Genomic DNA, 20,348 nt, shown 5'->3' on the forward strand with positions numbered 1-20,348 from the left:
AATTTGTCCATTGCGTTCAATCATAACTTTCGCTTTTATTGAAATACATTATTTTTACAGCTTGTTTTTCTTTTTTTAACTGTACGCCTCTTACTATGCAAAAAAATCTACTGTCGCGCCTGCAGCGCTGGATACTCATATTGTCTGCTACTTTCTTCCTGCTGATGAGTATTGCCCGAATTTTTACTTTCTGCTTATTCAATACAGGTGCTTTTTCATGGAAATCTTTTTTGTCTGTATTGTGGATGGGTTTTCGGTTTGATGCCAGGGATGTAGGTATTATGGCCATACTGATGTTAATATTGGGTGCCATTAAGCCCTTGCATCCTTTCCGAAAAAAATTGGGGAAAACAGTTGCCTATATTTTATGGTTCGTAGCTATTGTGCTGTTTACCTTGTTTTATGCATTTGATTATGGACATTTTGCTTATTTAGATGTGCGCTTAAATGCACAGGCACTCGATTTTTTACATAATACACGCATTTCACTCGGCATGTTGTGGGAAACCTATCATGTTATTTGGGTTTTATTGGGAATGATTCTTTTTATCTGGCTCAGTTTTTTTTTGGTAAAATATACTCATAGGCTCATTGCACAGTCTGCTGATATGCAGGAGCCTTACAGAAAACGGAGAGGTTTATTTTCCATCCTGTATTTTCTACTATTTGGCTTTGGAATTTTTGGGAAATTTGATCAGTTTCCACTGCGTTGGAGTGATGCATTTTCGTTGAACAGCGATTTTAATGCGCAGGCCGCTTTAAATCCATTTCAAAGTTTTTTCAGTACGCTGGCTTTTCGGCAATCTACTTATGATGTGGAAAAGGCAAAGAAATATTATTCTTTAATGGCCAACTATTTAGGCATTACCCATCCGGATGCCAATCATTTAAATTATACCAGGCATATTGTACCCGATTCCAGTTTGTCTGCAACCACATATCCCAATATTATTTTAGTTATTTCAGAAAGTTTTAGTGCTTATAAAAGTTCGTTGTTTGGTAACCCGTTAAACAGTACGCCCTTTATTGATCAATTAGCAACCAAAAGTATTTTCTTTGATCATATGTTTACACCCGGTTTCGGAACGGCACGTGGTGTTTGGACCACTATTACCGGATTAACCGATGTTGAACAAAATAAAACGGCCAGTCGTAATCCGCAAATTGTTGATCAGCAAACCATCATTAATTCATTTAAAAATTACGGCCATTATTATTTTATTGGTGGCAGTACCAGTTGGGCCAATATAAAAGGCTTGTTGGAAAATAATATAGATAGTTTGCATATTTATGAAGAGAAAAATTATACCGCACCACGGTTAGATGTTTGGGGTATTAGCGATCATAATTTGTTTACAGAAGCCAATAAAGTGCTGGCAAAACAGAATCGCCCATTTTTTGCCGTAATACAAACGGCCGATAACCACAGGCCTTATTCAATTGCTGCAGAAGACTTAAAAACGTTTAAAAAGGTTACCGTACCCAATGATACTTTATTGAAATATGGCTTTACATCGAATGAAGAGTTAAACGCATTTCGGTATTTTGATTTTAATGTGCAACATTTTATTGAAACCATACAAAAAGAGCCCTATTTTAATAACACTATTATTGCATTTATTGGCGACCATGGTTTAGTAGGGAATGCGGAAGCCTTATTTCCCAAAGCTTATACAGCTGAAGGGCTTACCAAAAACCATGTACCTTTCATTATTTATGGCCCCAAACTGGTAAAGCCTGCCAAACACACCATGCTGGCTTCGCAGGTAGATGTATTGCCTGTATTAGCAGGCATTGCCAACATACCCTACACCAATACCGGAATGGGCAGAGACATATTGCATGTAAAAGATACTACCCAAAACATGGCATTTATTTTTGAAGGAGAACAACAACAATTAGGATTATTGAAACACCAATATTTTGTAACTCAGCCAATTGGCAAGCCCGATAAAATAAAAATATTTTCAATGGAAAATAATGCCCCGGTTCCTAAAAATGCCCTAACTGATTCTATTCAAAAAGATATGCAGTTATGTATGCAGGCTATTTATGAAACCACCAGGTATATTACCCATCATAATAAAAAAAACAGCAATAAATAAATGTTTTACCCTTGTTGGTGTTAGGTAGTAATGGATAGCATTTGCTTGAATATATATCATAAAAAAACTCCTGAATTTTCAGGAGTTTTTTTATTGAGAGCGGAGAGAGAGGGATTCGAACCCCCGGACCTGTTACAGTCAACGGTTTTCAAGACCGCCGCATTAAACCGCTCTGCCATCTCTCCGGGTGCAAAATAAAGGTGCGGCTGTTTATCTTCCAAAAAAATTATACTTTATCTGCTTCTTATTTTGTAATATCCTTTTTAAATTGTATTTTCCATTGGCTTTTGTAACTGCTAAACTGCTTCTAAATATGAAAAAAGTAAAAGATATTTTAAACAGAAAAGGTACTGCTGTGATAGGCGTACCTGCTAACACATTGGTTTTTGATGCTTTAAAATTAATGGCCGACAAAAACATTGGCTCTGTAGTAGTTCAAAATGAACAAAAACAATACATTGGCTTACTTACCGAACGTGATTATGCCCGTAAAGTAATTTTAGCCGGTAAACATTCTGAACAAACCACCGTTGCAGAAATTATGAGTACAGGATTGCCGCATATTACCCCCGAAACTTCTATTGAAAGTTGTATGCACATCATGAGTGATAACAATATCCGCTATTTGCCGGTGTTCGATCAAATAGATAGTTTATGTGGTATTGTTTCTATTAATGATGTAATTTATGAAACCATTCACGACCAAAAAGAAACCATCGAACAACTGCACAGTTACATACAATCCACTTAAAAAAGGGGTTCCACAGAAAAAATTGATACAAACCGCTTTTCTTATCTTTGCGGTTCATGAAACAATTATCCGTAATAAATAAATATTTCTGGAAATATAAAACCAGATTTCTGTTAGGTATACTTTTCATTATTCTGTCTAACTATTTTCGAATCCTGGCTCCTCAGGTTTCCGGTTATGTGGTAGATCAGGCTGAGCATCTGATTCAACACCAAATTGCAGCTAATACTATACATGAAAATAAACGGATTGCCAATTACGATTTTTTGGTGCAACATTTTATTAAAGTTATTCAGGCAGAAAACAACAGTTTTTCAACCAATATCTTCATCAGTGCAGTGGTTTTGTTTTTACTGGCATTAATAGGTGGTTTCTTTATGTTTTTAATGCGGCAAACCATTATAGTAATGAGCCGCCATATAGAGTTTGATCAAAAAAATGAAATATTTACCCATTATCAGCAATTAGACGCTGCTTTTTATAAAACGCATAGTACCGGCGATTTAATGAACCGTATTACTGAAGATGTAAGCAGGGTAAGAATGTATGCCGGCCCGGCAGTGATGTATTTTATTAATTTGGCCGCTACCATTGGTTTCTGCCTGTTCTTTATGTTTCAAACCAATTGGCATTTAACATTGTATGTATTATCGCCATTGCCCATTTTGGCTATTACCATTTATTATGTAAATACCATCATTAACCGGAAAAGCGAAAAAATTCAGGCACTATTATCCGATTTAACTACCGCTGCGCAGGAATCGTATTCCGGTATTCGGGTTATTAAATCATTTGTTCAGGAAAAATCGATGTTGCATTTTTTTGATAAAAACAGCGAGGAATACAAAAAAAATGCCATTGGTCTGGCGAAGGTAGAAGCCATCTATTTCCCATCCATGACGCTGTTAATTGGCATCAGTACTTTATTAACCATTGCCATTGGCGGATGGTATCTCATTCATCAACAATATAATGTAAGTGCAGGAACCATTTTAGAGTTTGTAATTTATATTAACATGCTTACGTTTCCGGTAAGTGCAATTGGCTGGACGGCCAGTATGATTCAACGGGCTGCTGCTTCACAAAAAAGAATCAATGAGTTTTTAAACACTACACCGGAAATACAAGATAAACCGAATTTAAAACCGGTGCATGTTTCGGGTGATATTCATTTCAATCAAATCAGTTTTACATATCCCAACACAGGCATACAGGCATTATCTAATTTTAATTTAACCGTACAGGCCGGCCAAAAAGTATTGTTATTGGGACGAACCGGTAGCGGAAAATCAACCGTTGCACAATTATTATTGCATTTTTATAACCCCGATAAAGGCAATATTACCATTGGTGGGCACGATATTCAGAATATTCCACTGAGAATTCTTAGAAAAGAAATCAGTTATATTCCGCAGGATGTATTTCTGTTTAGTGATACCATTGCCAATAATATTGCATTCGGTCAGCAATGGCCTGTTGATAAAGCCCAGGTTGAGCAGGCAGCAAAAAACGCCAGCATACACAATGAAATTATGAGTTTTGATAAACATTATGAAACACTGGTAGGAGAGCGGGGCGTTACTTTAAGCGGTGGCCAAAAGCAACGAATATCCATTGCCAGAGCCTTAATAAAACAGCCCGAAGTAATTGTATTTGACGACTGTTTAAGTGCCGTTGATGCAAAAACCGAAAACGAAATTGTAACCAATCTGTATAATTTTTTAAAAGATAAAACCGGCATTATTATTACCCATCGTATTTTCTCAACATTCAGATTCGATAAAATTGTAGTGTTAGAAGATGGTGAAATTACCGAAGAAGGCACCCATGAAAGCCTAATGCAATTAAATGGTTATTACGCAGAATTGTACCGCATACAGGTATTGGAAAAAAATGCAACTGCTTTTGAAGCTTAAAAAAGCTTTCAGGTATAAAGTTTTGGTAATTCATAAACAATACTATATTTGCCAAGCACAAATAATTCAGTAACCAAAATCTTTACAACTGTGGCGTACGAGAATAACGAAAAAAAAATGGAAAGCGTTTATAGTAAACGTATCAGGGCAGGAAAAAGAAGAACCTATTTTTTTGATGTAAGAGCTACAAAAGGCAACGATTATTATTTAACGATTACCGAAAGCAGAAAAAGGTTTGATGATAATGGCTACGACAGGCATAAAATATTCTTGTATAAAGAAGACTTTAATAAATTTATTAAAGCATTGGGCGAAGCGGTTGATTTTGTTAAAACAGATTTAATGCCCGATTTTGATTTTGATGCTTTTAATCACGAATATTCCGAATCAGAAGGATATGAACCGGCAGAACAAAATGTTGTTGTTTCAGTTGTAGAAGAAGAACAAGTTGCCCCTATTGAAATAGCAACTACTTCAGTTGAAACGACAATATCTGAGGTAAATAATACCGGTACAGAAGAAGTTGACAAGTGGTAAAATAGAACATTATACTAAAATAGCTTTAACCTTACTTCGAGCATTCAACGCAAAAAGTAAGGTTTTTTTGTGCAAAATCTGTTACAGAACTGCATTTTAGAAGCATATCTTTTTATTTTTCCTCATTTTAACCCCAGTTCTCCACAAAATATTCCAAAGCATACAATTTTAAAGGTTTTTAGCTATGTTCGCAGGTACTAAAAAACTGTAGAACTGTGCGATTAAAGTCATTAGAAATAAAAGGTTTCAAAAGTTTTGCCGATAAAACCATCGTTAATTTCGATGAAGGAATTACCGGCATTATCGGGCCCAATGGTTGTGGTAAAAGCAATATTATTGATAGTATCCGTTGGGTAATTGGTGAACAGAAAATTTCCTCATTGCGTAGTGAAAATCTGGATGCATTGGTGTTCAATGGCTCTAAAACCCGCAGCCCCAGCGGTTTGGCTGAAGTAAGCCTCACTTTCGAAAATACCAGAAATTTATTACCTACCGAATTTAGCACCGTTACCGTTACCAGAAGGTTTTATAAAAATGGAGATAGTGAATACCGTTTAAACGACGTAGCATGCCGTTTAAAAGACATTCATAATCTGTTTTTAGATACCGGTGTTAGTAATGACAGTTATGCTATTATTGAACTAGGAATGGTAGATGATATTATTAAAGACAAAGATAACAGCCGCAGAAGAATGTTGGAACAAGCGGCCGGTATTACCATTTATAAAACCAGAAAAAAGGAAGCAAAATCAAAATTAGATGCTACCGAACAGGATTTAGCCAGAATTGAAGATTTACTTTTTGAAATTCATAACCAGCTAAAATCCTTAGAAAGCCAGGCTAAAAAAGCTGAAAAATACTATGAAATAAAAAAAGAATATAAAATCATAGCCGTTGAATTGGCCAAGGCTTCGCTGGAAGGATTTAATTTAACCTATAAAAATTTACAGGAACAGCAGGAACTTGAAACCGATAAAAAAATACGCTTAGAGGCTGAAATAGCCAATCAGGAAGCAGTATTAGAGCAGGAAAAAATTGGGTTTATAGAAAAAGAAAGGGCATTGCAAAGCATGCAATACCAGTTTAATGAACTGGTGCAACAGTTGCGTACCAAAGAAAATGATAAAAATCTCGCCTCACAAAAATTAGTTTTTTTAAAAGAAAAAGAAACCAATTTGAAGCATTTTCTTCAAAATGCGGAAGGCCAGTTAAAAGGAATTGATGAATCTCTTGCTTTCAGTAAAGTACAAATAAAGGATGAAGAAAATAAGTTGGCAGATATGCATGCCAATTTAGAAAACCTAAAATATGAGGTGGAACTGAAAAGGCAAATATTTGATGAAAAAAGAGCCGGCGTTGATCAACTACGCCAGCAATATCAGCAATTACAACGGTCACAGTTTGACGCAGAAAAAAAAGTAGCCATTGCCGATACTTCTATACAAAATTTGCAGCGTTCGCAAATGCAATTAACTACCGAACAAAAAAATAGGGAAGCACAATTGCAACAATTAACCATTGAGTTAACCCAAAAAGAACAAACCCTGGCTGAAAAGCGTACACATTTGCAACAAATGCAGGAACAACATGAAAAAACCAAACAGCAAATTCTGGAAACACAACAAGAGCTGGAAGTTTTACGCAATCAGTTAGCAGATGAAAGCCGCAAGTTAGATGCACGCAAAAATGAATACAACCTTTTAAAGAGTTTAATCGATTCAATGGAAGGTTACCCTGAAAGCATTAAATTTTTGCATAAAAATCCGGAATGGGATAATCAGGCCCCCATTTTATCAGACATTATTTATGTAAAAGAAGCTTATCGGGCCGCAGTAGAAAATGTGTTGGAGCCTTATCTCAACTATTTTGTGGTAAATAATTTAGAAGAAGGTTTGCAGGCAGTACGTTTATTAGATAAACACCAAAAAGGGAAAGCCAACTTTTTTATGTTGGATAAATTTCAACATTATTCTACCGGCATAGCACAGCCTGCACAAACCATTGCGGCCATGGACATTATTGAAGTAGATGATCAATACCGGCCATTAGCTGCTTATTTACTTGGCCATGTATTTATTGCAGAATCAGAAGTTCTAATGGAACAGGATATATTTTCTGATGCCATTATTTTGGAAAAATCGGGCAAAATTGTAAAGGGTAAATACACGTTAACCGGCGGTAGCGTTGGCTTGTTTGAAGGAAAGAAAATTGGGCGTGCAAAAAATTTGGAAAAATTAGAAGAAAAAATTCAGGAGCAGGAAGCAGTTGTAAATTTACTGAAAGCAGATATTCAGCACAACCATCAAAAAGTTGTGGGGTTTAATGAACAGTTGAAAGAACAAACCATACGTGCCACTGAAAATGAAATTAATCAGTTAATTAATCAGGTTTTTGCTGCTAAAAATAAAATTGAAAACATCACTGCTTCTCAGCAACAAACCCAGCTACGGATAGAAGAAATTGAACAACGTATGCAGGATGAGCAGGATAGCATTGCTGAAACCAGGCTAACCCTTGCGCAACTGAATGAACAGTTGAAAGCGTTGGGCAATGAAATGGCCATGATTGAACAGGACTATCAGTTGGCAGAGCAGGATTATAATCTTACTAATATTCAGTTCAATGAATTTAATCTGCAGCTTACCCGTCAGCAAAGTAAAATCAATGCCATTCAACAGGAATTGCAGTTCAAAAAAAATCAGTTGAACGATCTGCAAAAGCAAATAGAAAATAATACCCGGCAATTGGCAGAAGCCGCTACACAAATTGAAGATGGGAAACTGACAGTTGAAATCATTGAAGAAGAGCTAATACTGCTAATGAAGCAAAAGGAAACAGAAGAAAAGCAATTGAATGAGGCAGATCAGGCCTATTACAATTTGCGCAATATATTGCAGGAAAAAGAAAATGATGTACGCCAGAAAAATAAGCAACGTGAAATGGCAGAACATCTGCTGGCTGAAATAAAAGATAAATTGAATGAATTGAAGTTGCAATTGGCAGGCATGAAGGAAAGATTGAATGTGGAATTTAAAATTTCGTTGGAAGAAATTTTAGAGCAATCCCGTACCACAGAAATGCCGCTGGAAGAGTTACAGGCCACCAGCGACAAGATGCGGAAGCGGATGGAAAACATTGGTGAAGTCAATCCCACAGCAATTGAAGCGTATCAGGAAATGAAAAAACGATATGAGTTTATTGTGGAACAAAAAAATGACCTAGTTCAGGCAAAAGAAAGTTTATTACAAACCATTCAGGAGGTAGAGGCTACCGCCAATCAACAATTTTTAGATACTTTTAATAAGGTTCGCGATAACTTTCAAAAAGTATTTAAAGCACTGTTTTCAGAAGAAGATACCTGTGATATGGTATTGGAAAATCCAGAAAATTTAGCTGAAACCGGTATTGAAATTATGGCTAAACCCAAAGGGAAACGTCCATCCTCCATTACCCAGTTGAGCGGTGGTGAGAAAACCCTAACCGCAACAGCTTTGCTGTTTGCCATTTATTTGATTAAGCCAGCACCATTTTGTATTATGGATGAAGTAGATGCACCACTAGATGATGCCAACGTTACCAAGTTTACGCAAATGATTAAAAAGTTTAGTGAAAACTCTCAATTCATTTTAATTACCCATAATAAACAAACTATGAGTGCGGTGGATGTAATTTATGGTGTAACCATGCAGGAACCCGGTGTCAGTAAATTGGTTCCGGTTGATTTTAGAAGCCTGAATTAATTTTACCTTCAACAAAAGTATTTGAAACCGCTTTCTTAACACGAGGCGGTTTTTTTATCAAAACCTTGCAACATAGAATTTGTAAATTTGCAAACTGTGTTTACAGTGTGTTAACAATAGTTAAAATAACATTGAACAATATTTTGCATCAACTAAATGCGAAATGCTTTTTCCATTCACTTTTAAATTATATAAATGAAATATCAGGTAGGTGATGAGATTATCATTCTGCATAACCATGAATCGGGCAAGGTGGTAGAAATTATTAATGATAAAATGGTGCTGGTAGAGGTGCGAGGGGTTCAATTTCCGGCATATATGGATCAGATTGATTTTCCTTATTTTTATCGGTTCAGTAAGCAAAAAAAAGAGCAGGCTGCTCCCAAAGAAGTACCCAAAAAATATATTGATCAAATTCCAAAAGAAAAACCTATACCCAATAAAGCAAAAGTTGCTGATGGTGTATGGCTGTCATTGTTACCTGTATTTATGTTTGATGAGTTTAATGATGAGGTAGTTGAAAAATTTAAAATTTATTTACGCAACAGAACAGCAGTGGCTTACCAATTTGAGTATAGCCAACACTTTTTTGGTACAGCATCCTTCGAATTAAATAATTCTATATTGCCTTTTCATGATTTTTATCTGCACGACATTGATTTTGCTTCAGTAAATGATGCGCCATCTTTTCATTTTACTTTTAGTTTACACAATCCGCAAAAAAATAAAGCTCCTCATTTTGAAACTGCAATCAAAATAAAATCAAAACAATTGTTTTTGAAAATAGAAGAATTGAAAAGTAAAAATCAATCTGTAATTGAATATTTGTTATTTGAAACATATCCTGATAATGCACCGGAAGCTGAAAAATTTGAATTAACCGGGCTTGCAGCGCAAGGCTACAAAATATATGAAGCCAAAAAAATAAAAGAGCATTTGGCAGCTCCACGTTCAGAGGTTGACTTGCACATGGAAAAGTTGTTAGATAATTGGAAGGATATGAACAATTTTGATATTTTAATGTATCAACTAAAAGAATTTGAAAAATGGTATGATTTGGCTATTACCCACAGGCAACCTTCACTCATTGTTATACATGGTGTTGGCAGTGGAAAATTACGCGATGAAATTCATGCTATTTTAAAAACAAGAAAAGAGGTAAAAACTTTTGTAAATCAATACCATCCGCGTTATGGTTATGGTGCAACAGAAATTTATTTTCAATATTAAATTAAGAAACATGTATACAGACACCATTATATTGCCTGTTAGCGATGGATCACAAATGAATGCATTTATTGCACATCCTGAAACCAATAAAAGTTTACCCGGTATACTATTGTTTCAGGAAGCATTTGGTGTAAACCATCATATTAAAGATGTAGCACAACGATTGGCTAATGAAGGTTATGTGGTAATTGCTCCGGAATTATACCATAGAACCGCACCTGGTTTTGCAACCGGCTATGATGATTTTAGTGTTATTGCACCGCATTTTCAGGCTTTAACCACCGAACAATTATCGGTCGATATTCTAGCTGCCTACCATTGGTTACAAAATGAACAAAATGTTCAAATCAATAAAATTGCATCCATAGGCTTTTGTCTCGGTGGTAGAGTTGCATTATTGGCCAATATGGTTGCACCATTGTCAGCAGGCATTTCTTTTTATGGCGGTGGCATGCATGCACTTGCCAATAGAGTAAATGAGCTACATGGGCCACAACTCTTTTTTTATGGTGGTAAAGATCAGCATATTACAGAAGCACATAGAAACGAAGTGGAGCAGGCCTTAATAACCGCCAATAAAGATTATGCGAAAGTTATTTTTTCTTATGCCGATCACGGATTTCATTGTAATGAACAGGCAAGTTATCATCCAAAAGCGGCAAAAGAAGCATGGGCATTAAGTTTAGCTTTCTTACAAAATAATTTACAATAACTTTACAGTTGGCTACAAACCCGCGCTATCGCCTTGTTTTAACAGGGAGGAAAGTCCGGACAGCACAGAGCAACCCACCGGTGAACAGCCGGCCACCAATTGGTGAGAGAAAGTGCCACAGAAAATAACTGCCCTGCATTGACGGGGTAAAGGTGAAAATGTGAGGTAAGAGCTCACGGTTGTTATCGGTAACGGTAGCAACGGGTAAACCTTGGGTGCTGCAATGCCACATATAGAGCCGTTTTGAGAGCTGCTCGTTCAAGGCTCAGGGTAGGCAGCAACAGGTAAACAGTAATGTTTATCGCAGATAAATGATAGTGTAGAAACAGAATCCGGCTTATGAGGTTTGTAGCTTTTTATGGTTTAGGCATGGTGAATAACTGATTGCTAAAGGGTGGCGTGGTAGGAATAACCACTTCATTAAAATTATAATGTACTTCTTTATGACAATTATTGCAGGTTTGTGTTAAAAAAATAAAACTGCTTTTAAAAGCCAATTTGTTTTTTGACGCAATGGTTTTATTTAGACTATCTATTGCAGGTTGTAACATCACCACTTCTTTCGATTCCTGCCTGTCTGTGCAATATTGCTGAATATCATCTATGGCTTCCATTATTTCATGAATTTCAAAATTGGCTAATTCCCAGTTTTGATTGGTGCCGGCAAACCATAATTTGGCGTGATGTACCTGAATGGCCGACATAAATTCACCCAACCCCGGTTTGTAACTTTTATTCACTTGCTTTTGAAGACTGTCAATTTTTGCCTGCATTGCCTGAGAGTCTGATGAATGATTAGAACAGGATATCATTATCAATGGTAAGCAATAAATCAGTAACTTTTTCAAGGTGTCTTTTTTAATGATTTGAATAATCAATTACTACACAGCAGGGCATTTAGATATTGTATCAATGGTTGCACATTTCAAGAAATTAAAGATAAAAATATTCAATGAATAAGCTCCGTGCGGGATAATTAAAATTCGAATAAAATCAAACAATGTAAGGAAATACAATACTCCTTATCATTCATTCCTATTTCGTTACTGCCAAAACTTTTCAATTCCTTATTTTTGTAAGTATATGACACAGGAACAAATTAAGAATATGAGGGACAGAGTGCTTGTCCTGAGGAGGTTTCTTTGACGTGGATAATCGTTTGCAAAAATTAGAAACCGATCGACAGTTATCACTTTCTCCCGGATTTTGGGATGATAATCAGCGGGCAACAGCCATCATGAAATCTATTAAGATTCATGAATATTGGATAAATATATTTAAACAGGTAGATACCGCTGTTGAAGATTTTGCAGTGCTGTTTGAATTTTGGAAGGCCGGGGATGCTACGGACGAAGAAACTAAAGCAGCTTATGAACATGCGCTTTCCGTTATTGAAGATGCTGAATTTAAAAGCACATTAAATAAACCGGAAGATGAATTGCCTGCTATGATGCAAATTAATCCCGGTGCAGGTGGTACTGAAAGTCAGGATTGGGCAGAAATGCTGATGCGCATGTATATTATGTATGGCGAAAAGCAGGGCTGGAAAATAACGGAGGTGGATTTGCAGGAAGGTGATGGAGCCGGTATTAAGAGTGTTACTTTGCAATTTGACGGAACATTTGCTTATGGTTTTTTAAAAGCAGAAAGTGGTGTGCACCGCTTGGTAAGAATTTCGCCCTTTGATAGCAATGCAAGAAGGCATACTTCATTTGCATCGGTATTTGTGTATCCGTTAATTGATGATACCATTGAAATAACCGTAAACCCGGCCGATGTAGAATGGGAATTTTACCGAAGCGGTGGTAAAGGTGGCCAAAATGTAAATAAGGTTGAAACCGCTGTGCGATTGAAGCATATACCTTCAGGCATCATTGTAGAATGTCAGCAGGCACGTACACAGGGCGAAAATAGAGAAATGTCCATGAAGATGCTGAAAAGCAGGTTGTATGAAGAGGAATTACGTAAAAGGCAAGAAGCAGTGAATGCTACCAATGCAACTAAAAAGAAAATTGAATGGGGAAGTCAAATCAGGAGTTATGTATTTCATCCCTATAAAATGATTAAAGATCATCGCACCAATTATGAAGTGGGCAATGTGGGGCCGGTGATGGATGGCGATTTAGATGGATTTATTAAAGCTTACTTAATGTTGGAAAAAGAAGGCTTGTAAAATATACATCTGCTTTTTTCATTATTGAAAAAAAATTATCTGCTTGTGTTTCACAGCCATGCCATTATAAGTTTGGGTGTTATTTTTTAGTCACTTCTAAAAAGGAAACATATGAAACGGTTGTTCTCATTATTATTGATCTGTTGTTTTTTACAGGTACATGCACAGCAAAACAAAAGCACGCCTGATATAATTGCTGCACAGGCACTGGCTAAACGAGTAGTACCCCAATATGCCGCTGCTATACAATTTCAAAAAATTGAACATTGCGCCATTGATTCTTTTTTTATCAATTGGCAAAATAATCAACTCATTGTTAAAGGCAGTAACGTCAATGCTATGGCCGCTGGGTTAAACTATTACTTGAAAAATACCTGCTTAGCCAATGTTTCGTGGTACAGAAATGAAGGGGTAACCGTGCCGCAAAAAATGCCTGTTTTAGATAAAGCCATTGGGCTAAAAGCTCGTTGTAATGAGCGTTTTTTTCTAAATTACTGCACATTTGGTTATACCATGCCCTGGTGGGGTTGGCAAGATTGGCAATGGTTTATTGACTGGATGGCATTAAATGGCATTAATATGCCTTTGGCCATAACCGGCCAGGAAGCCATTTGGTATAAAGTATGGAAAAAATTTGGGTTAACAGATCAACAAATCAGAAGTTTTTTTACCGGCCCCGCCTATTTGCCCTGGCACAGAATGGCCAATATTGACAGATGGGAAGGGCCATTGCCCATGCATTGGATCAACACACAATTAGTCTTACAGAAAAAAATTGTGCAACGTGAAAAAGAATTGGGTATGAAGCCTGTTTTACCTGCATTTGCAGGCCATGTTCCTGAGGCACTTGCCACCATTTATCCTAAAGCAAAAATTCATTCATTGGGTGAGTGGGGCGAGTTTAGTAAACAATATGAAAGTTATTTTTTAGATCCATTTGATTCCTTATTTAAACCCATACAAAAAGCTTATTTAGAAGAACAAACCAAATTATTGGGCACCAGTCATATTTATGGTGCCGATCCATTTAATGAAGTAACTCCTCCCAGTTGGGAACCTAATTATCTGGCTTCAGTAGCCAAAACCATCTATGAATCTATGCTGCAAACCGATCCCAAAGCAGAGTGGTTACAAATGAGCTGGATTTTTTATTACCAGCGTAAACAATGGACAGATGAACGTATTAAAGCCTTTTTAACGGCTGTTCCGCAAGGTAAAATGACATTGTTAGATTATTACTGTGATAATACCGAAATATGGAAATTTACCGATGCCTTTTATGGCCAACCCTATATCTGGTGCTATCTTGGCAATTTTGGCGGCAATACCATGATGTCGGGCAACCTTGAGGAAATAGAGGAAAGAATGGAAAATACTTTTCAGAAGGGAGGTGCAAATATGAAAGGTTTGGGCTCAACTTTAGAAGGGTTTGGTGTTAACCCCATCATGTATCAATATGTATTCGACAAGGCCTGGAGCTCAGGCCCTGTAAATGTTGCCAATTGGGTAAATAACTGGGCTAAAAGCCGGTATGGATCCAACAACGAATTTGTAAAAAAAGCCTGGAATATTTTATTACATACTACATACGCTGAAAGGGCCGGTTTAGGGCGTGCTACTTTAACCAATGCCCGTCCGGCTTTTACTGGACACAATACCTGGACAACTGATCCCCAAATTAAATATAATAACAAAAACTTATTAGAGGCCTGGCATTTATTATTGCAGGCACCTGTTGATGCACATATACCTCCGGTTTATTTATACGATGTAGTAAATACCGGCCGGCAGGTACTCGGAAATTATTTTGCTGTGCTTCGTGATGGTTTTACCAAAAGTTATAACGAACACAATACCGATGCCGTTCAACAGTATGGCAAGCAAATGTTAGCATTATTGAGTGATATGGATACACTTCTGGCAACCAATCAAAATTTTTTGTTGGGTAGCTGGATTGCAGATGCAGAAAAAATGGCGGCCACTTCTCAGGAAAAACAATATTATGCCCAAGATGCAAAAAGAATTTTAACGGTTTGGGGCGAGCCCGGTAAACATTTAACCGACTATGCTAACAGAGCCTGGGCAGGATTAATGCAAACCTATTACCGTGAAAGATGGAAAATGTTTATTGATGCAGTTGAAAAAAATATGCAGGATAATACCAATTTTGATCAGGATAAGTTCAATCAGGCACTCATGGAATTTGAATCGGGCTGGGTTGAAAATAAACTCCATTTTCCGGATCAGCCCATTGGTAATACAATGCAGGTAAGCAAACGGTTATATTCAAAATATGCGTCTGCAATTATGGCTGTAAAATAATTTTGTTGGTTTCAAATTTCTGTATCATCTTCGCAAAGCAATGAAAAATACAATCAACAATATGTGGTGGTGGCATTCAAATCTCTTTCGGGGATTATAATGCCTTGCACATTGCATATGTACATTTATACAAGCCCCGACAATTGTGTTGGGGTTTTTTTTTGAAATCAGGTAATAGAATCATGCAGAGAAAACAGTATTGAAATGCTTTAATATAAAATAGATATTTTTTATGAAAAAAATTTTGGTAACAACAGAAGAGAAAAAATTACTAGCCGATGTGTACACACCGGTTGGTATTTATTTAAGATTCAGAGATAAATTCAGAGATACAATTTTATTGGAAAGTACCGATCATCATGTTGCAGAAAATAGTTTTAGTTTTATTTGCATTAATGCACTTGCGGGTATTGAAATCTCATCTAATCAGCAAATAGAATTTAAGTTGCCAGGCGAACAACCTGAAAAAATTCCTTTAAATAATAATACATCGGTTCAGGAGGTGGTTTGGAATTTTATGCAAAGATTTGAAGTGGCACCTGCTGACAATAAAACGGTAAAAAGTGCACAGGGCTTTTTCGGATATACGTCCTATGATACTATTCCTTTTTTTGATACCATCAAATTTAAAAAAGAAGCCACAACCCAACCCGCTATACCATTAATGCGGTATCGTTTTTATCAATATATTATCATCATCAATCATTTCAATGATGAATTGTTTTTGTGTGAAAATAAAATACAAGGTATTGAGTCGGAAGTAGAACGTGTTGAAAGTTTACTTCAAAGTAAAGACATACCGGTTTTCCCATTTGCTGTTAAAGGCAATGAAACATCCAACATTTCAGATGAAGCATATATTGCCATGGTAAAATCCGGCATTCAGCATTGTTTAAGAGGCGATGTATTTCAAATTGTTTTAAGCAGAAGGTTTCAGCAAACTTTTATTGGCGATGAGTTTAATGTATATCGGGCATTACGCAGCATTAATCCTTCTCCCTATTTATTTTTCTTTGATTATGGTGATTATAAATTAATGGGTTCATCACCCGAGGCACAATTGATTATTAAAGATGGGAAAGCAGTTGTACATCCCATTGCAGGAACTTTTAAGCGAACAGGGAATGATGCAGTAGATGCCATTGCTGCCGAAAAATTATTACTCGATGCCAAGGAAAATGCAGAACATGTAATGCTGGTTGATTTGGCTCGGAATGATTTAAGCAGATTGTGTACCGATGTAACGGTAAGCCATTTTCGTCAAATACATTATTACAGTCATGTTATTCATTTGGTGAGTGAAGTAACCGGAAAAATTGCCGAAGGTGCAAATCCATTTATATTACTGGCCAAAACCTTTCCAGCAGGAACCCTCAGCGGTGCACCAAAATTTAAAGCAATGGAGTTAATTGATGGTTTGGAAACAACATCTCGTAGCTACTACGGTGGTGCACTTGGTTTTATAGGGTTTGATGGCAGTTGCAATCATGCCATTATGATTAGAACCTTTTTAAGTAAAAACAATACACTGTTTTATCAGGCAGGTGCCGGCGTTGTTGCCGCAAGTAATCCGGAAAGCGAATTACTGGAAGTAAACAACAAGCTTGGGGCATTGAAAAAAGCCGTTGAATATGCCACTAACATCAACATCCATTAACTAAAATTTATTTGAATTGATGAATACTGAAATTGCACAACCATTTCACAGCTCCGGCACCATGCAGAAAGGAGATATAAAGCCTACTAAATTATTGGTGTTTGATAATTACGATTCGTTTACCTATAATTTAGTGCACATGGTTTCATTCCTATTGCAACAGGAAGTAACCGTATGTAGAAATGATGAAATTGAATTGGATGCCATAGCACAATTTGATAAAATCATTTTATCGCCGGGTCCCGGCATACCGGAGGAGGCAGGTTTATTATTGCCCTTAATTCAAAAGTATGCTGCAACAAAATCAATTTTAGGAGTATGTTTAGGCCATCAGGCTATTGGTGAAGCATTTGGCGCAAAACTTACCAACTTAACCAAAGTGTTTCATGGTGTAGCTACGCAGGTTCATATTGCCAATCAGGCTACGCAAAAGCCGAATAGCTGGTTTAAAAATTTGCCACGCACCATTGAAGCAGGCAGGTATCATAGTTGGATTATTAATAAGGCAACCTTACCGGAAGAGCTGGAGATAACTGCAACCGATGATGCAGGAAATATTATGGCTATGCAACATAAAATATATGATATACAAGGTGTTCAGTTTCATCCGGAAAGTATTCTAACGCCTTTAGGTGAGGAGATTCTCCGTAATTGGTTAATCCATTCATGAAACCAATAGAACTAACTGCCTTGATTTTTAATCAGATCTTATTTTTTGAAAATATACAATATGAAGAAGATTTTACAATACTTGTTTGAATACAAGTCGTTCAGCAGGGAAAAAGCAAAAGAAGTATTATTGAACATCAGTAAAGGCATGTACAATGAATATGAAATTACATCATTTGTAACGGTTTATTTAATGCGTACCATCACCATAGAAGAATTACAGGGTTTTGGCGATGCTTTACTGGAACTTTGTGTGCAACTTCCGTTTGAAGATTATCAAACATTGGATATTGTAGGAACCGGAGGCGATGGAAAAAATACATTCAATATTTCTACCATTAGTTGTTTTATTGCAGCAGGTGCTGGCCAAAAAGTTGCCAAACACGGCAATTATGGTGCAACTTCTATTAGTGGCGCATCTAATGTTATGGAGCAATTAGGTTATCGTTTTAAAAATGATGTGGCCACTTTGCAAAAAGAATTAGATACCGTTCATATTTGTTTTCTGCATGCACCTTTATTTCATCCGGCTTTAAAAGTGGTTGGCCCATTACGGAAGAGCATTGGCGTAAGAACATTTTTTAACATGTTAGGTCCCATGGTCAACCCTGCTTCTCCTGCCTACCAATTAGTAGGGGTTTATAATTTAGAAATGGCCAGAATTTACAATTATCTGTTACAACAAACCAACAAATCGTTTACCATTATACATTCTTTAGATGGTTATGATGAAATTTCTTTAACCGGCGATACAAAAGTAATTACCAATAATGGTGAACAAATTTTAACACCTGAAAATTTGGGTAAAAGAATGGTACAGCCGCAGGATATTTATGGCGGCAACTCTGTTGAAGAGGCAGCTAAAATATTTTTAAATATTTTGAAAGGGGAGGGCACCTGGGCACAAAATGCAGTGGTGCTATCCAATGCCGCAATGGCACTTCATGCCACAAAAGCTTTTAACAGTTATGATGATGCATATCTTGCAGCGATTGAGAGTTTAGAAAGTGGTAAGGCCTATCAAACTTTACAGCAACTCATTCGTTTGCAAGCATAACATTCATCAACCGCTGGTTTTATTAGTTGAACAATAAAATTTACAATGAATATTTTAGAAACAATTGTAGCAAAAAAACAAGCTGAGGTTACATTGGCAAAGCAGCAAACATCTATTAATGATTTACGGCAAATGCCTTTTTTCAGGCGCAATACTATTTCATTGAAATCAATTTTACAGAAAGGCAATACAAGTGGTATAATAGCAGAGTTTAAACGTAAATCACCCTCAAAAGGAATCATCAATGTTACGGCCGATGTAGTAACAGTTACAAGTGCTTATGCAAAATATGCAGCCGGCATATCTGTATTAACAGATGCATCTTTTTTTGGTGGCTCGTTCAAAGATTTGCAACAGGCACGCATCCAACCTGTTCCTATTTTAAGAAAAGATTTTATGATAGATGCTTATCAGATTTATGAAGCCAAAGCCATTGGTGCCGATGTTATTTTGCTGATTGCTGCCTGTTTAACACCACAACAGGTAAAAGAATTGGCAACCGTTGCTAAACAATTAGGCTTAGAAGTGTTATTAGAAATACATGGAGCAGATGAGCTGCAACATATTTGTAATGAAGTTGATTTAGTGGGCGTAAACAACAGAAATTTAAAAACATTTGAAGTAAACATTCAAACATCTCTCCATTTAATTGCCAAAATACCTGATGATAAAATTGCAATTACCGAGAGTGGTATTTCAAGTATTGAAAGTATTCAACAATTAAAATTAGCAGGTTTTAAAGGATTTTTAATGGGAGAAAATTTTATGAAACATGCATCTCCGGAAATTGCATTTACACAATTTGTTCATCAGCTAAACTCTGAATTATGCGGGTAAAAGTTTGTGGTATGACAGATATGAATCAGGTGCGTCAATTGAACGATCTGGGGGTGCATTTTTGTGGCTTTATTTTCTATCCAAAAAGCCCACGCTACGTGTTGAATACCAATACAACCGATACAATTAAAAAAATAAAAGGGAATATTAATAAAGTGGGCGTTTTTGTGAATGAAAAAGAAGATACCGTTTTAAAAATGGTAGATGAATGTGGTTTGTATCTGGTTCAATTGCACGGCGATGAGAGTCCGCGTACCTGCGAAAATCTCTCAAACTATGTTACTACGGTTAAAGCATTTAGAATCAGCGAGCAGGATAATATTCTTTGGAAAATTAAAGATTATCAAGATGTGGTGGATATGTTTTTATTCGATACGGAAGGTGTTGGATACGGGGGTACCGGCAAAAAATTTAATTGGAATATGCTCAAAGGCTTATCTATTCGAAAACCATTTTTTTTAAGCGGTGGAATTCAGCCTGAAGATGTACATCATTTAGCCGCTTTTATGCAGGATACCGTTGCAAAAGATTTGTTTGCGGTAGACATTAACAGCCGTTTTGAAATAGCCCCGGGTATAAAAAACTTAGCTTTGGTACAGGAATTTGTAAACAGTGTTACAAATATTTAATTCTAAATTTTTT

General features: G+C 36.5%; 15 protein-coding genes, 1 tRNA gene and 1 other RNA gene. 15 read left to right on the forward strand and 2 right to left on the reverse strand.

From position 1 onward, the window contains the following. The first annotated feature begins 95 nt into the window (after positions 1-95). Positions 96-2,105: an LTA synthase family protein gene (locus JK139_RS00870; protein ID WP_218330365.1), complete on the forward strand. Its 2,010-nt coding sequence runs from the start codon at positions 96-98 to the stop codon at positions 2,103-2,105. Positions 2,106-2,205: 100 nt separating this feature from the next. Here JK139_RS00870 and JK139_RS00875 read toward each other — a convergent pair. After that, positions 2,206-2,290: transfer RNA gene (locus tag JK139_RS00875), tRNA-Ser, on the reverse strand. Between the two features lie 128 nt (positions 2,291-2,418). On the opposite strand from JK139_RS00875, the gene JK139_RS00880 reads away from it, so the two are divergent. The 7 genes from JK139_RS00880 to rnpB all read left to right on the forward strand — a co-directional run bounded on the left by JK139_RS00880 (position 2,419) and on the right by rnpB (position 11,347). Then, on the forward strand, positions 2,419-2,856 hold the full coding sequence (locus tag JK139_RS00880; protein ID WP_218330366.1) for a CBS domain-containing protein: 438 nt from the start codon (positions 2,419-2,421) through the stop codon (positions 2,854-2,856). 56 nt (positions 2,857-2,912) lie between these two features. Then, positions 2,913-4,772 (forward strand): ABC transporter ATP-binding protein, encoded by a 1,860-nt coding sequence (locus JK139_RS00885; RefSeq protein ID WP_218330367.1) that lies wholly within the window; start codon positions 2,913-2,915, stop codon positions 4,770-4,772. Positions 4,773-4,862: 90 nt separating this feature from the next. Continuing rightward, positions 4,863-5,309 (forward strand): DUF3276 family protein, encoded by a 447-nt coding sequence (locus JK139_RS00890; RefSeq protein ID WP_143439285.1) that lies wholly within the window; start codon positions 4,863-4,865, stop codon positions 5,307-5,309. Positions 5,310-5,524: 215 nt separating this feature from the next. Further along, positions 5,525-9,049 carry a chromosome segregation protein SMC gene (gene smc / locus JK139_RS00895; RefSeq protein ID WP_218330368.1) on the forward strand — a complete coding sequence of 1,175 codons (3,525 nt, stop codon included), beginning with the start codon at positions 5,525-5,527 and terminating at the stop codon, positions 9,047-9,049. Positions 9,050-9,244: 195 nt separating this feature from the next. Continuing rightward, positions 9,245-10,279: a Smr/MutS family protein gene (locus tag JK139_RS00900; protein ID WP_218330369.1), complete on the forward strand. Its 1,035-nt coding sequence runs from the start codon at positions 9,245-9,247 to the stop codon at positions 10,277-10,279. A gap of 10 nt (positions 10,280-10,289) precedes the next feature. Continuing rightward, a complete protein-coding gene (locus tag JK139_RS00905; protein WP_218330370.1) occupies positions 10,290-10,991 on the forward strand; it encodes a dienelactone hydrolase family protein in 702 nt (233 codons plus the stop codon). Positions 10,992-11,003: 12 nt separating this feature from the next. Beyond that, positions 11,004-11,347, forward strand: an RNA gene (rnpB, locus tag JK139_RS00910) — RNase P RNA component class A. On the opposite strand, the gene JK139_RS00915 is transcribed toward rnpB, so the two are convergent. Then, complete coding sequence (locus JK139_RS00915; RefSeq protein ID WP_218330371.1) at positions 11,348-11,839, reverse strand: hypothetical protein; 492 nt, start codon at positions 11,837-11,839, stop codon at positions 11,348-11,350. Positions 11,840-12,074: 235 nt separating this feature from the next. Here JK139_RS00915 and prfB point away from each other — a divergent pair. The 7 genes from prfB to JK139_RS00950 all read left to right on the forward strand — a co-directional run bounded on the left by prfB (position 12,075) and on the right by JK139_RS00950 (position 20,335). Continuing rightward, positions 12,075-13,164, forward strand: a protein-coding gene (gene prfB / locus JK139_RS00920; protein WP_218330372.1) for a peptide chain release factor 2 whose coding sequence is annotated in 2 segments (ribosomal slippage) — positions 12,075-12,134 and positions 12,136-13,164 — 1,089 coding nt in all. Because the reading frame shifts where the segments join, the coding sequence is not laid out codon by codon here. Positions 13,165-13,275: 111 nt separating this feature from the next. Then, positions 13,276-15,486, forward strand: a complete 2,211-nt coding sequence (locus JK139_RS00925; protein ID WP_218330373.1) for an alpha-N-acetylglucosaminidase — start codon at positions 13,276-13,278, stop codon at positions 15,484-15,486. A 232-nt stretch (positions 15,487-15,718) separates the two neighbouring features. After that, entirely contained in the window at positions 15,719-17,143 is a 1,425-nt protein-coding gene (locus JK139_RS00930) for an anthranilate synthase component I family protein (RefSeq protein WP_074417913.1), read from the forward strand. A 19-nt stretch (positions 17,144-17,162) separates the two neighbouring features. Next, positions 17,163-17,813 carry an anthranilate synthase component II gene (locus JK139_RS00935; RefSeq protein WP_228733071.1) on the forward strand — a complete coding sequence of 217 codons (651 nt, stop codon included), beginning with the start codon at positions 17,163-17,165 and terminating at the stop codon, positions 17,811-17,813. Positions 17,814-17,873: 60 nt separating this feature from the next. Beyond that, positions 17,874-18,869 (forward strand): anthranilate phosphoribosyltransferase, encoded by a 996-nt coding sequence (trpD, locus tag JK139_RS00940; RefSeq protein WP_074417914.1) that lies wholly within the window; start codon positions 17,874-17,876, stop codon positions 18,867-18,869. Positions 18,870-18,914: 45 nt separating this feature from the next. Further along, positions 18,915-19,706: an indole-3-glycerol phosphate synthase TrpC gene (gene trpC / locus JK139_RS00945; RefSeq protein ID WP_218330374.1), complete on the forward strand. Its 792-nt coding sequence runs from the start codon at positions 18,915-18,917 to the stop codon at positions 19,704-19,706. Next, positions 19,697-20,335 carry a phosphoribosylanthranilate isomerase gene (locus JK139_RS00950; protein ID WP_218330375.1) on the forward strand — a complete coding sequence of 213 codons (639 nt, stop codon included), beginning with the start codon at positions 19,697-19,699 and terminating at the stop codon, positions 20,333-20,335. The genes trpC and JK139_RS00950 overlap by 10 nt, the downstream gene beginning before the upstream one ends. Positions 20,336-20,348 lie beyond the last annotated feature (13 nt).

The sequence above is a fragment of the Hydrotalea lipotrueae genome (genome assembly GCF_019249625.1).
GTDB lineage: Bacteria > Bacteroidota > Bacteroidia > Chitinophagales > Chitinophagaceae > Hydrotalea > Hydrotalea flava.